Consider the following 14,132-nt stretch of genomic DNA (forward strand, 5'->3'; position numbering starts at 1 on the left):
GGTAGGCGTTAAAAATTATCAGACACCACCCTGATCAAGGGGGGACTAAGGGTAGGGTTGATTCATGAATCAACCCTACTATGAATCAACTCTAGGACTAAGGGGGGATCGAACCTAAAATCCATTTTTAATTTAATTATAGCGGTTCTCGCATCTGTGCGGCACACTTAAACCTTTGCTGATTAAGCTGTTCAGGATTGGGAATGTACCTCTTATAAATCAGAAACGCTATATAACCAGCTACTTATTTTATTCTTGTTCTAAAGTGGGAAAAACCGTTTAAAATTGAAAATTAACAGGGATAGGAAAGCCCTGTAACTGGAGGATCATGGCTAAAATTGTCGGTGTTCACGGTATCGCGCAAGAATTTAGGGGTAGCAACACGATTTCTGCTGAGTGGTTGCCAAGTCTCAAGGATGGATTGAAACTCGCAGGAACCGAGTTACAGTCCGATACTGATTTTCGTTGTGCGTTTTACGGAGATATTTTTCGGGGAAAATCGAAAGCGATCGGCATCCCGAACTACGATGTTAATGATGTCGATTCCGATTGGGAAAAAGAATTACTCCAGTCGTGGTGGCAAGAAACGGAACGATTAGAAAATAATCATCCCAATGCAGATAGCCTTTTGAGAGAAAAATCTACCCCGAAAATTATCCAGAGAGCTTTGTCGGGGTTAAGTGAATCTCGGTTTTTCGGTAGCATTGCCGAGAAATTGGTTATTTCTTATCTTAAGCAAGTAGGGGGCTATTTACACGATCGAAAGCTAAAACAGCAGATTCAAGAGCGAGTAATAGAATGTATCGGTGAAGATACGCGGGTACTTGTAGCTCATTCTCTCGGTTCGATCGTCTGTTACGAAACTTTATGTCAGCATCCAGAATGGCCGATTAAAGTCTTTGTCACTCTCGGTTCTCCTTTGGGGATAAGACAATTAATTTTCGATCGACTGCAACCATCCCCCCGCAATAATCTGGGGTGCTGGCCCGGAAATGTGGAAAGATGGGTAAATATCGCGGACGATGGCGATGTGGTGGCGTTGACAAAGCAACTCAACCCTTTATTTGAGGGAACTGTCGAGGATAAGTTAGTTTATAATGGCTGCGAGGCTCACGATGCCAAAAGGTATCTGACGGCGGTTGAAACTGGGGAAGCGATTCGATCGGGGTTAATCGATTGATGGGTAATGATATGGATGAAGAAACCAAGTATTATCTAATCGCTTGTGGGACAAAGGATTACAAGAACTTAGACCCTGACGAGCAATTACCCAGCGTCGAGACGGATTTAGAACGGGTAATCGATCTGTTTACTCGTGATTTTGGATACCAGCGAGTGTTAACCGATTTAGATATTAATCCGAAAAAAGATGAAATTACCCTCAAATTTGCTCAATGGCTTCAACAAAATCGCCGTGAAACCGATATTGTCATTTTTTATTATTCCGGTCACGGCGAGTATATACTGGGGGATAGACATTATCTTTTACTGGAGGATACTGATCCTAACCTAATTGGACAAACGGCTCTATCGACCGAAGATTTAGTTCGTCCTCTCAATAATGATGGGGTTCGGATAGCGCAGATTCTGTATATTATCGATACCTGTTACTCCCAAATGGGAGCGGTGGACGTTACAAAATTCGCTGCTGGCTCGATCGGGATATATCGATCGAGCAAAGAAAAAAGTATTGCCGTTCACACGATCGCCGCTTGTCGTGCCAAACAAACCGCTAAAGAGAGTGTATTCTCTACCGTGTTGGCAGCAGTTTTGAAAGATTTTTGTGAACATTCTCGTAATCGATATATTTCCCCCGATGAAATTGTAGGCAAAGTTAATGAAAAAATTCCCGACTCAATGCAACAAGAGGTTATACATGACCTGACGGGATCTCAGGGAGAAGCAAAATTTTTTCCAGTTATTCCTAAAACCATACGAACTTGGGAAGAAAAACGCCTTGAATTCACAGAAGAATTATTGAATGAATTTAAAAAACATTTATCAAAAAATTTACTTTTTATCAATTCATTTTTATTGAATAGTAAATTTTTAGAAGAGTTTATTTTGGACGATCTAGAACTTAAAAAACAATTAAAAAAATTATCAAACAAGCCGGTTATAGAGGGTATCTGTCCTCTCATAGCTTGTTCCGATTGGTGTCGAACTAGGTTATTAGAAGAAGATAGGATTAACCCGTCGATTGATGCTATCGAAGCTTGGCAGTCTAGGGTTATTAAGTATCGAGAAAATGCGGATTTAGATAAAATACAAAATGAAGTCAGGCAGTCGTGGGAAAAATTCAAGGAACGTATTAATCGAGAAGAACTGAGACTTCAAATTGAAATAGAACAGGATCTCGATAAAGATAATAATACTGGAAGGGTGTTCAACTCATTTCACTTAAGAATGAATCTTTGGATTAAAAGTCAACATCGCCCCTTAGGAAGATTTGCTGAAAACGAAAAAATTGAATTAAATAGCGAAATAGAATCTTGTCCAGAAAGTCAGACATTTCTCACTAATTTAATTCGCAAAGCTCGTTATAGTTTGCCGAACAAAGTAAAGCTAAATCTCGAAATTTTTCTGCCAATAAAAGTTTTAAAATACCCTCTGGAAGAATTTCAATTTAAGCGGGGTACAACGTTGAAATCTCTAGGATACGAGTACCCCGTCTTTATTAACTCCTTCGATCGCTATTTCGATGAAGATTTCCGAGAAATACGCGACGAGATCGAGGAGATCAAGAGAGCTTTATGGGAAAATAATAGCGATCTTGACCAGAAAGATTACTACATCGGAACCGAACCATCGATCGCCGATCTGGAAGAGATCGTGGAATCCCTGCCGATCGCCGTCTGGAGTCGAAACGCCGGCGAACCGATGACAGATAACGATCTAAAACCCTCGGAATGGAAAAACTGGCCCGATAAGATCAAAAAATTACGCAGAAACAAGCGAAAAATCGCCCTTTTCTGGGACGATCTATACCCCAAACCCTCCCCGAGACCGAGACCTCTAAACACGAGAGTGGTGGAATCCAATGGCCAATAAACCAGTTACCAAACCAGAAGAACTTCGCATCTATCGGGGTTTGACCCTGAGTGCCAATAGTTTACCCACACCCAAAGAACAAAGAAAACACCTCGATCGCATCCCACCGCCACCCCCTTGGCGCAGTTTTAGCCTATCCCCGGAAGCATGGACAAAAGCGGCGAAATCGCAGGAAATACCGCCCGAACAGGGAAAAATCGACCCTAGGGCTTTAGGATTCTTCGTGGATAAGAAATCGAAAGCGGTGGAATTGGTGAATGCTGCCCTCTGCTTGCGTCGTCCCCTACTGATCGAGGGCAACCCCGGCGCCGGCAAGACTTCCCTGGCCTACGCAGTTGCCCTGGAATTGGGACTACCCGGCCCCTACCGTTGGTCGATCGTTTCCCGCACCACCCTTAAAGAGGGTCTTTATGCCTACGATGCGATCGGACGGTTACAGGAAGCTTCCCTACAAAGACAGAAAGTGGGAGAGGGGGGAGAGTACGAGGAACCAGATATCGGCAGCTATCTAAGATTAGGTCCCATGGGGATGGCTTTTTATCGATCCCTTCCCGGACGACCGGCGGTGCTGCTAATTGATGAGATCGATAAAAGCGATATCGATATGCCTAACGATCTCCTCCATATTTTCGAGGAGGGATTTTTTGAGATCCCAGAATTGACACGATTAAAAACCGGCGACCAATCGGTTCTTCCCTATCGCGGTCAACAGGACGACAGCGAGGAAAAAATCCCGATCGATCGAGGTTGTGTGTCTTGTCAGGAGTTCCCCCTAGTATTCATGACCAGTAACGAGGCCCGGGAGTTTCCCCCTGCTTTCCTGCGTCGATGTTTGCGTTTAAGACTCGAACAACCCGACAACGAGGATGATTTCTATCGGATACTAGAGCAACGTTTCCCCCCGGAGAGCCTGAATCAATTGGACGAACCGGCCAGAAATCTGATCCGGGAATTTCTCGATCGAATCAAACGCAAAGACAAACTAGCCACCGATCAACTGCTCAACGCGGTCTATCTGTTACTACAGGGAAACGACCTCACCGCCACCGATCGCCAATCGCTGCTAGACACCATCTTTAAATCCTTGCAAGGGTAGGGGGAGAGATGGAAGGGAAAAAAGCCATCTGGTGGGAAGACGAGAGGGAAATGGCAGAACTGATCTGGTGCGCTGCTTACCTCGATCGAATTATCGCGCCTTGGTCGATGGAGCAGTCTGAACAGTCGGAAGCAACCTCATCTAATGATAAGGAAGATAACCGGTCATCCGGCAGCGGTGAAAAAACCCCTCCCCCCGGAGCGATCGAGTCAACGCTCCCCGTTGCCTATCCCGAAAACATCGATCGCCCGATGCAGACCTCCCAGAAGCGCGATTCGGTCGAGAGCGATCGTTCTTCTCCCGTTCGCGTCCCCGATCCCTTTCCGATACCCGAACCCACCGCCATCAGTAAGGCAATTCTCCCCCTAGCGCGTCGCGTGCCTGGATTACGGGCTGACGAGTTGGATATCGAGGTTACGGTGGAACGGACGGCCGAAGCGGGGGGATTACCGATGCTCGCTTTCCGACCCCCCCTAGAACGTTGGTTAGAGGTTCACCTGTTGATCGATCGCTCTCCCCCGATGGAATTTTGGGGAGATCTAGCGGGGGGAATGACCACCCTCTTCCGTTGGCAAGGCTTTTTTAGGGATGTGCGGGTTTGGTGGTTCGAGACGGGTGAAAATGAAGCTCGTTTGCTTTCCGGCGCCGGGCAAATCGAACGGAACCCTCGCAGTCTGGTTGCACCCTCTGGAAACCGACTTTTTATCGTCCTAACCGATACTTTGGGGAAAGCTTGGCGATCGGGGTCTGCCTTCGCCACCCTAGCGGATCTGGGCAAAGAACACCCCGTCACCATCGCTCACATTTTCCCGCAGGAGCTATGGCAACGAACCGCTTTAGAGGGGGCGATCCTCCGGCCTTTGATCGCACCGGGTCCCGCTTCTGCCAATGCAATACTGCAAGTGGGGGAAAGACTCCGCACGAAGCAGATTCTCTATCGGTTCCCTATTTTCAATCTATCCCCCGCTCACTTTGCAACCTGGGCGAAATTTATCGCTGGGAGCGGTGGTAACTCCATTCAGGGGGTTTTAATGGGAGCAAAGACTGCGGGGGTGAATATGGGTGAAACCGGAGAAGAAGAGGCAGCCGCTCCGGAAGCGGAATCCCCGGAAGAGTTATTGAGAGGCTTTTTAATCGATGCTAGTCCCTTGGCCCGAGAACTGGCCAAAGTGCTGGCGGCCGTTCCCCTGATTCCTCCAGTGATGCGATTGGCACAGCGGCGATTTTTACCCGATAGTAAACATTGGCATCTAGCGGAGGTCTTTTTTAGCGGACTGGTCGAAAAATCTACCTTTAGTCCGGAGGGAGCGACGGTTCCGGATGCTTGGTACGATTTTTACCCCGGCATTCGTCAGCTACTGTTGGCAGATAGTGCCAACCGGCGCACGATCGATATTTGGCGCGGCATCGGCGATTATATTCGCGACCATTACGGTGAATTTCGCGATTTTTCGGCTCTAATCCCCAATCCACAGGGTTCTCTAGCGGATGCAGTCAGCGATCGCTCTCTCTATTTCGCTGAGGTGGACGCGGCTGTTCTCCGCACTTGGGGGGGAGAGTACGCCGATATCGCCCAAAACATCGAGGAGAGAGTGAGGCAGCGAAAACAGGAAATCTTGACCCCGGAAAAACTCCTAAAATTCCCCTTCGAGACCATATACGTCAATAAACGGGGAGAAATTACCAAAAGAGAACCCCTGGAGGCCTACTACTACCAAGAACCCCTAGGGGAGGGCATCGAACCCCTGACTATGGTTGCTATCCCGGGGGGAACTTTCCTGATGGGTTCACCGCCAAATGAGAAAGATAGTTTTAAGGATGAACGCCCTGAACATGAGGTTACTGTCTCCAACTTTTTCATGGGTAAATATCCCATCACCCAAGCTCAGTGGAAAGCGATCGCCTCTCGCACGGATTTAAAAGTAGAAAAAGACCTTGATCTCAACCCAGCCTATTTTAAAGACCGTCCCGATAGCGATCGCCGCCCCGTGGAACAAGTCAACTGGGACCACGCGATCGAGTTCTGCGCGAGATTATCGAAACTAACGGGAAGGGAATACCGACTACCGAGTGAAGCAGAATGGGAGTACGCTTGTCGTGCTGGAACCACCACCCCGTTTTACTTTGGGGAAACCATTACCGGGGAATTGGCTAACTACAATGCCAGCAGAATCTATGCTGAGGAACCGAAGGGAGAATATCGACAGCAAACGACTCCCGTGGGACAATTTCACCCAAACGCCTTTGGACTGTACGATATGCACGGCAATGTCCGCGAGTGGTGCGCCGATACTTGGCACGATAACTATGACGGTGCGCCGACGGATGGCAGTCCTTGGATAGAAAATGGTAATGATAATCGTTCTCCTCTGCGGGGCGGTTCTTGGGGCTTCAATCCTACTTTCTGCCGTTCCGCGATTCGCAACTACTTCGACCGCCGCGACTACCGCGACAACGATTACGGTTTTCGGGTAGTCTGCGTATTCGGGAGGACTCTGTAACCCTTTTCCCCTTTTTTTCCCTTTTTTCCCTCATTCCCTTTTCTGGAATTTTTTTAGGCAGGCTATAGAACAAGTGTATTAGTTTAGGGGTCAATTACCTGGGGGGTTTGATCCCCCCTGCCCCCCTTGATAAGGGGGGTTTGATCCCCCCTGCCCCCCTTGATAAGGGGGGTGCCGATAGGCGGGGGGATCTCCCTTGATAAGGGGGGCATCTGATAATTTTTAACGCCTACCTACTTAAAAACAAACTTGAGTCAACGTGAAAAAACTGTCCTAACTTTATAGCTTGTTTTTCTGTTATTATTTGTTGACCAATAAGAATATCAGAAACTATGGTTTTTGAACCTAGTATATCTGATAAATCTTTTTCTTGTAAGTTGTTAGCTTCCATGAGTTCCCAGAGTATTGAATGGGGTTCTGATTCTTCAAGGGGATAATGATCTTGTTCGTACTTTTCGATTAAAGTCAAGAGTAAATTTAACAAAGTGGTTTCTTCTAGACTGCGATTTTCTCGATGAGATAAGGTCTCAGCTAGGATAATAGCCTGTTCGTTTTCTGCATCGTTTTCTATCACTTTTGGTAGATACTCGGCTAGTAACCTTCCGTAGGTATCACGGTTTAAAGTAAGGGTCATTTTTCCACTCATCTTTGTCATACTCCGCGTGAGTCAAAATGTACTTGATATAAATTACTTGGTCTTTGTAAACGATAGCGATTAAGCTATCCGCGCATTTAAATTTTCTTCCAGTTAAGTAGATATTCATACACAGCAACAATAGAACTAACTGTAACTCAGCTAAATGGATTGAAAAGCAAAATCTCGCAGCCTTCAAAGTCACGAATATTGCGCGTTACTAAAGTCAGTTTATGAATTTTAGCTGTTGCGGCAATTAGCATATCAGCTTGAGAACGAGTTTTGCCTTGAGTTCTTAATTTTCCTCGTATTTCACCTGCATATAAAGCAATTTCAGAAGTAATTGGTATAATTTGACAGTAATAATTAAAGAACTGCTGAAACCAAGTGTTAATTCTGGCATTTGGTTTTGAGGTTAAACCGTAGTAAATTTCTTCGAGGGTAATGACACTTAGGGCAATCGATGAAACTTCTCTACTCCATTGTAGCACGCCGGCATTAGGTTGGGGACGTGCTAACTCGCTGATCATGTTAGTATCACACAGGAATGTCATTTAAGCTTTCTGCAAATGGATTAGAACGATCTTGGCGAGGAGGAACTTCTATAGTATAGTTTTCTTCAGCACAAATTTGTCGCAATTCTGCTAAAGCTTGGGCTAGGTTATCAAAATCTGTTTGAGTTTCATGGGCAGCTAATTTATTCTCTAAGAGCAATCTTTCTTCTTCAGAAAGGGATTGGATAATTTGGACGAGAGATTCAATCAATTTGGCATTCATGGTTTTTTCCTCTTTCCACTCATATTTCTGTTACCCAAAACGAAAAGATAACTGCTGTATTTAAATTTTTACAGTTTATTTTAAATAAATCAAGAGATTTAACCCCGGAATTGTGCGCGAGAGAGTCCAGATAAGGAGAGTGATATAAAAGATGCCGATACCCCATTGATACCAAACTAAAAAGGAAATGATAGCGGGTAATTCTCGATCGCGAACTCGCCAATCATTAAAGCCTAATTTTAGCAAATTATTGAGACTTAAATCGTAATAATTTAACCAATTCCAACGCTTTTGCCAAGGAATAGGAGTATAACGATCGCGAAAGAGGGGAAATTCAGGAACCACGGGTAAACGGGTGATTAATAAGCGTAATTGTCGCATACTGCCATCTTGCAGAAAATAGGAACTATCCATTAAATCGTGATAGCGTCCCCGACGATAAAGTTCGATAATTAAAATTAGGGGTAAGGGGACAAGAATTAGGGCAATAGCTGTTAAAGTTAGTAGGGGACGACTGGCAGATTGCAGGATATTAAACACACCAGAAAGGGTGAGAATAATATAGCTAGTTACCATACAAAAGATTTCATAACGACTAGGAATTACTGGTTTAGGAGTGAGACGACGCACGCGATCAATTAACCAAAATAAACAGCCAAAATAGGCAAAAATTATGATTCCTGTCCCGAAAACTAAACTAAAATTTGTACCATCTTGACTTAAGAGTAATAGTAAAGCAAGGAAAGAAGTATGCAGAAAATCAGCTACCCAAGTGAGGTTAATTAGGCGAATAACTGAGATATTATTTAGCTTTTGTTTTAACTGTTGTAATCGCAATTTTTCGGTTTTGTATTCAATTTGATTAGCATCGGCAATTTGTTCTAGGGAGCGAAAATTACGAACCAAATTTCTTAAAACTGTCTCATTTCCTGCTAGGTTTGGTAAATAAATTGCCTGACCAATTACTCCTCTATCTCCTAGTATTTTCGCTTTATCGGAATCAAAAGCTAATCCTGATACACTCAAATAACTATTGTTAGTAAAAGTGGAATTACTAAAATCTACCTGATCTAAAAGTTTCACATCTTGAAAACTAACCACACCATTAAAATAACTAGACCGGAAAGCACCTGATTTTTCAAAAGTGGCATTTCTAAAGGTTAATAAACTTAAAAATCTACTCTTAGAAAATAGCGGACGATCTCGCCATTGACTTTGGGAAAAATTAGCTTCTTTTTCCCAGAAAGTACGGGTAAAATCTGCGAGTTTATCGTATTTAGTTTGATCAAAATAAGCTTCGGCAGTAAAATGACTGCGATGGAAGTTAGTAATACTTTTAAAATGGGCCGTGCGAAAGATGGCTTTATTTAAAAATTGACTTTGACTAAAATTTACATCTCCCATAAAATTTGCTTTGGTAAATTTTGCCACCCTAGCAAAACGCGATTCTACCCAATTACTTTCACGACTAAATTTTGCTGCCATTGCTTCGACAATTTGCAGAAAAAAAGTCTTAGAAAAGTCCACTTCTCCCATAAATACGGTTCCCTGCAACTTCACCGGTCCACGAAATACTGTGACATTAAAAACCGGTTCATCGCTATCGAATAAAAAATTTTCGTCCTGTTGTAATAACTGTTCTTCCGTGGGTGATAATAAGGTAGCGAGAGCCACTTTTGTTAAAGGAGTCGGTAAACCCAGACGGGAAGCGATAAAATTGCCTTGAATTAAGGAATTACTAAAATCTAAACCTAGGGGTTGTTTAGCGCGATTAATTTGACCTTGAATCTGTTGATAAAATTGTTCTTGTAGTTCCTTATTTTCATCGCGGATATCGATAACTAAATTGGCTAAATCGATAGTAGTCATCCCTTCTTTAAGGACGGGTGCGCTTAAACGTTCCTGCAATAAAGTTACTGTTAAGGGAACCCTATCCACTACTGCCAAACTAGGGAGAGAATGTAAACAGAAAAACAGAAAAACAATGATTAGTAACCAGCAGCTTTTCAACAACGCACCCACGACAGTTATTTTCCTAAACAAGCTTGGATAGCCATTTCTAAATCCTCTTGGTTTAAATCGGTAATAACAAAGACTTCCTGAACACTTTTTCCTGTCCTCGCAATCAGCTTAAAACCACCACGAATCGGCACTGATATCCGCAATTGTAACCGCGGACAATGACCTTTTGAGCGAGAAAGTACCCCCGGGGTGACAGTGGTGATTCCCTGATAAGTAATTAACTTTTCTAATACCGCAATCAACCCCGGTATATGAGTAGAATGATTCCAAACTAAGCGACCATTATTCATAATTATGCGGCCTCTAGGGGAGCCATGGTTAATCCTTCCCGTCGCAATTGTTGGTGATAAAGTTCCGCTTGTTCTTGGGGACCTGTCCAGACAATTGCCTGTCCTTGGTAGTGAACTTGATTAGTTAATTCCCAAGCTCGATCGGTGGTCATATCCGGGATATATTTAATTAAACAATTGGCCACATGATCGAAGGTGTTAAAGTCATCGTTGAGAACAATAACTTTATAGTTGGGATAAGTCTTTTTGACAACTTGGGTGGACTTATCTAAGGTGGTACTAGGTGCGCTGGCCATAAAAGTTACAATAGGTCAAGGTTTTTGCGGTTAAATTCGAGCATTTTGACAACAATTAAGCGGCAAAAGCCACAGAATTATTATTCAAAACTTGGTGATAGTAATTTAATAACTGTTTGGTGGCCGCTTGCCATGCCCATTTTTCCGCTTCTAGACGCGCATTTCGTCGTAATTCCTCTCTTTCTGCCTTGGCGGTTAGTAATCTTTGGGTGGCACTAATTAAACCCTTTTCATCCCTAGGATCGAAGAGATGACCATTAACTCCATCGGTGACAATATCGGGAATTCCCCCCGAATTTGCCGCCACCACCGGACAACCGGCAGCCATGGATTCTAAGAGTACCAAACCGAGGGTTTCTGTGCGTGAGGGAAACAGAAAAGCATCTGCGGAAGCAAAAGCGGAGGCTAATTCTAACCCCTGTAAATAACCGACAAAATGGGTATTTGTGTCGGCAAAATGACTTGTTAAAGCTTCCCGATGGGGACCATCTCCCACAATGGCAAATCTTGCTTCGGGAATCGCTTCTAATACTGGTTTAATGCGATCGATTTCTTTTTCGGCCGACACTCGACCAACGTATAATAAGAGAGGACTATCGGGGTTATTTTGGGATAATTTCAGTCTCATAGCTGGGGATTTTAAATGAGGTTGAAATAATTCCGTATCGACTCCCCTTTGCCAAAGCTCGACCTTTTCAATGCCACGACTAGATAATTCTTGCACCATAGCGGTGGAAGTGCAGAGATTTAAACTTGCTTGATTGTGGGCCAGTTTTAATAATTCCCAGAGTAATCCTTCTAGGGAACCTAATCCATAGTGTTGTAGGTATTGGGGGAGATGGGTATGATAGGAAGCGACGAGGGGAATGTTCATAGTTTTGGCAAAATAAATGCCTCCCACCCCTAAAACAGCCGGGTTAACCACATGAATAATATCAGGTTTAAACCTCTCTAAAGCTTGACCGACGGAAGGCCGGGGGAAAGCCATTTTTAATTCCGGATATAGGGGTAAGGGAATCCCTGTAACTCCATGAATTTTAGCACCTTTGTACTCCTTTAAACCGCCATCGGGAGAGAAAACTAATACCTGATGACCTAATCTTTGTAGGTGTTCTACGGTATGTTTAAGACGGGTGACAATGCCATCGATTTTCGGTAAGAAGGTTTCTGTAAAAAGAGCAATTCGCATAGAGAAAACAAGGTTAAGTAATAATTAAGGACAAGCTTTTTTTGAGATAGCTAGGAATAATTACTGAATTTCTCAAGGCAATTAACTCCCCAATTAATCATAGATCAGAAAGGCCAAAGGTTTTAATCACTCGATCGCTACCTTCGATAACCACCGTCGCTCGATAATTATCGCCGATTGCCGCTGTCCATAATTGCCATTCCCCCGCCACATTGTCTAATTTTAAGGGATTGAGGCCCACTTCCACTCGATCGAGTCCCCCGCTAATTCCCGTTCCCAGTGCCTTTAAATAAGCCTCTTTTGCCGTCCATAACTGAAAAAATAGCTTTTCCTTCTCTGGGGACTTTTCAACAACCTCGTGTTCCCTAGCACAAAAAAACCTTTTTGTCAAGCTATTTAAATCTTTCATCTGGCGCATTTTCTCTAAATCTACCCCGATGCGAGCGGTTAAAGTCAAGCCACAGATGGCCATATCTTCGGAATGGGAGAGATTAAACTGCAATTGGTAGTTAATACTCGGTTTTCCCCGCTCACTGTAGATAAACTCGATTTTTTCGGGACTTATCGCCAAATATGACCCTAAAATCTCGCGTAAACACCCCCTCGCCACCAAAAAACGCCGCTTGTGTTCGGGAAAATGGTAACGATTAGCTCTAATTATTTCATCTTCCGAGAGCAAAGAAGCCAGTTTTTCTAGTCTATCCCCAGAGGGATCAAGACTGATAAAATAGAGATGAACCTCATCGGTAGATATAAACATTAAACTCAAAAGCGCTCAAATAATTAATTATCGGTAAATTTTACCGTAAAATGAGAATTGCCGATTCAAGAATTTATCCACCTTCTAACTCTTGACTTTGCAGCACACCTATGAACTTTTTTCATACTGAAGACCATCTCCAACAGTTCGGTACAGATATTTTAGAAACAACTTGGCGAGAATTTCCCCAATTAGCTCAAGAACAAATTGCCCTAACTTGGATAGTATATGATCCTCCCGTTGTCGTCAACACGGGGGGAGCAATTTCTCACGAAGAATTCTGGAAATATTCCCCCCGCGGATTTAGTTATCGCGGACAAGAAAGAACCTATCCCGCTAGTTTAGTGAAATTGTTTTATCTGGTAGCAATTCATGAGTGGTTAGAGGGGGGAATGATTGCCGAAAGCAGCGAATTAAATCGCGCCATTCGTGACATGATTGTTGACTCTAGTAATGATGCTGCCAGTTTAGTTGTAGATCTGGTTACGGGAACCACTAGCGGTCCAGAAATTGCCGCCAGTCCCTTTGAAACTTGGAAGCAACAACGCAACATAGTTAATCGTTATTTTCAATCCCTAAATTGGCCGGAATTAGCGACAATTAACGTTAATCAAAAAACTTGGTCTGACGGTCCCTATGGACGTGAACGCGCTTTTTTAGGGGAATTAATGGAGAATCGCAATATGTTAACTAGCAATGCAGTGGCGCGTTTAATTCATACTATTATCGGGGGGATTGCGGTTTCTTCCCAACGTTCCCAGATGATGATGTCTTTACTAAAACGAAGTCTTAATCCTGCTGATTGGACAAGTCAAGGAGATGATACACAAATCTTAGGATTTTTGGGGCAAGGATTACCGGAAAATAGTCAAATTTGGTCAAAAGCTGGTTGGACAAGTCAAGTACGTCACGATGCAGCCTATATTGAAATTCCCCATCATACTCCCTATCTCTTGGTGGTATTTACCGAGGGAAAAGATAACAGTCAAAACCGCTCAATTTTACCTTTTATTTCCCAGAAAGTAGCCGAGAAAATTATGCAGATCCATTAATTTAAGCTGTGGGTAGGATGGTTTTCTCTGCTTGGTGCATCTCAATTTTGGAGAAGTATCTATATCACATTTGGGATCATGCGATATTACATTTGGGCGCACACAATATTACATTTGGGCACACACAATATTACATTTGGGCGCACGCGATGCGCCCCTACTATTGGGGCGATAATGTTATTGTAGGGGCGAATTGCATTCGCCCTCTTTTAATAACTTCTGCTGCTCACCAATAGGTGAGAGATAGGGTTCTTTATTGCAGCTGAAATACTTGATTAAGTAAGGATTTACGGCTCTTCGGTTTGTCTTATGCAACGGACAGAATTATAAGAGATGAAACCCTTATAGAGAAAGATATTTGGCGATTTTTGTCAATTGTTTTTGATCTAGAGCGAACTAATCAATTAAATCTCTTGCCAGATAAGGATTTAGTCGATTTATGCCCCCCTATCGAACCATACCAA

Annotated in this window: 13 protein-coding genes and 1 pseudogene; 5 read left to right on the forward strand and 9 right to left on the reverse strand. The window is 43.5% G+C overall.

Annotated features, from left to right (window positions below; genetic code table 11):
- Positions 1-328 precede the first annotated feature (328 nt).
- Genes IM450_RS08875 through IM450_RS08890 form a run of 4 tightly spaced genes read left to right on the forward strand, consistent with a single transcriptional unit; the run spans position 329 to position 6,648 of the window.
- Positions 329-1,180, forward strand: coding sequence for a hypothetical protein (locus IM450_RS08875; protein WP_287665180.1), 852 nt, complete (start codon positions 329-331; stop codon positions 1,178-1,180).
- Between the two features lie 11 nt (positions 1,181-1,191).
- The gene (locus IM450_RS08880) at positions 1,192-3,051 is read left to right on the forward strand and encodes a caspase family protein (RefSeq protein WP_287665183.1); all 1,860 of its coding nucleotides are present in this window, start codon (positions 1,192-1,194) and stop codon (positions 3,049-3,051) included.
- Complete coding sequence (locus IM450_RS08885; RefSeq protein ID WP_287665186.1) at positions 3,041-4,147, forward strand: AAA family ATPase; 1,107 nt, start codon at positions 3,041-3,043, stop codon at positions 4,145-4,147. The genes IM450_RS08880 and IM450_RS08885 overlap by 11 nt, the downstream gene beginning before the upstream one ends.
- Before the next feature lie 8 nt (positions 4,148-4,155).
- Positions 4,156-6,648, forward strand: a complete 2,493-nt coding sequence (locus tag IM450_RS08890; RefSeq protein WP_287688580.1) for a formylglycine-generating enzyme family protein — start codon at positions 4,156-4,158, stop codon at positions 6,646-6,648.
- 229 nt (positions 6,649-6,877) lie between these two features.
- Here IM450_RS08890 and IM450_RS08895 read toward each other — a convergent pair whose 3' ends face one another.
- The 9 genes and pseudogenes from IM450_RS08895 to IM450_RS08935 form a co-directional block, all read right to left on the reverse strand.
- On the reverse strand, positions 6,878-7,294 hold the full coding sequence (locus tag IM450_RS08895) for a helix-turn-helix domain-containing protein (RefSeq protein WP_287665191.1): 417 nt from the start codon (positions 7,292-7,294) through the stop codon (positions 6,878-6,880).
- A pseudogene (locus IM450_RS08900) lies at positions 7,260-7,355 on the reverse strand (type II toxin-antitoxin system HigB family toxin); the annotation flags it as partial. The pseudogene IM450_RS08900 and the gene IM450_RS08895, both read right to left, overlap by 35 nt.
- A gap of 85 nt (positions 7,356-7,440) precedes the next feature.
- Positions 7,441-7,836: a type II toxin-antitoxin system VapC family toxin gene (locus tag IM450_RS08905; RefSeq protein ID WP_287665194.1), complete on the reverse strand. Its 396-nt coding sequence runs from the start codon at positions 7,834-7,836 to the stop codon at positions 7,441-7,443.
- Entirely contained in the window at positions 7,820-8,059 is a 240-nt protein-coding gene (locus IM450_RS08910; protein WP_130757183.1) for a hypothetical protein, read from the reverse strand. Before IM450_RS08910 ends, IM450_RS08905 begins: the two co-directional genes overlap by 17 nt.
- A gap of 75 nt (positions 8,060-8,134) precedes the next feature.
- Positions 8,135-10,081, reverse strand: coding sequence for a pentapeptide repeat-containing protein (locus IM450_RS08915; protein ID WP_287665198.1), 1,947 nt, complete (start codon positions 10,079-10,081; stop codon positions 8,135-8,137).
- A gap of 5 nt (positions 10,082-10,086) precedes the next feature.
- Positions 10,087-10,371: a DUF2103 domain-containing protein gene (locus IM450_RS08920; protein WP_002732155.1), complete on the reverse strand. Its 285-nt coding sequence runs from the start codon at positions 10,369-10,371 to the stop codon at positions 10,087-10,089.
- 2 nt (positions 10,372-10,373) lie between these two features.
- Entirely contained in the window at positions 10,374-10,667 is a 294-nt protein-coding gene (clpS, locus tag IM450_RS08925; protein ID WP_002765336.1) for an ATP-dependent Clp protease adapter ClpS, read from the reverse strand.
- 55 nt (positions 10,668-10,722) lie between these two features.
- Entirely contained in the window at positions 10,723-11,856 is a 1,134-nt protein-coding gene (locus IM450_RS08930; protein ID WP_002775633.1) for a glycosyltransferase family 4 protein, read from the reverse strand.
- A gap of 97 nt (positions 11,857-11,953) precedes the next feature.
- Positions 11,954-12,616, reverse strand: a complete 663-nt coding sequence (locus tag IM450_RS08935; protein WP_287665203.1) for a 4'-phosphopantetheinyl transferase family protein — start codon at positions 12,614-12,616, stop codon at positions 11,954-11,956.
- A 110-nt stretch (positions 12,617-12,726) separates the two neighbouring features.
- On the opposite strand from IM450_RS08935, the gene IM450_RS08940 reads away from it, so the two are divergent.
- On the forward strand, positions 12,727-13,668 hold the full coding sequence (locus IM450_RS08940; protein ID WP_287665206.1) for a serine hydrolase: 942 nt from the start codon (positions 12,727-12,729) through the stop codon (positions 13,666-13,668).
- Positions 13,669-14,132: the final 464 nt, after the last annotated feature.

This window comes from Microcystis sp. M083S1 (assembly GCF_020246405.1).
GTDB lineage: Bacteria > Cyanobacteriota > Cyanobacteriia > Cyanobacteriales > Microcystaceae > Microcystis > Microcystis aeruginosa_C.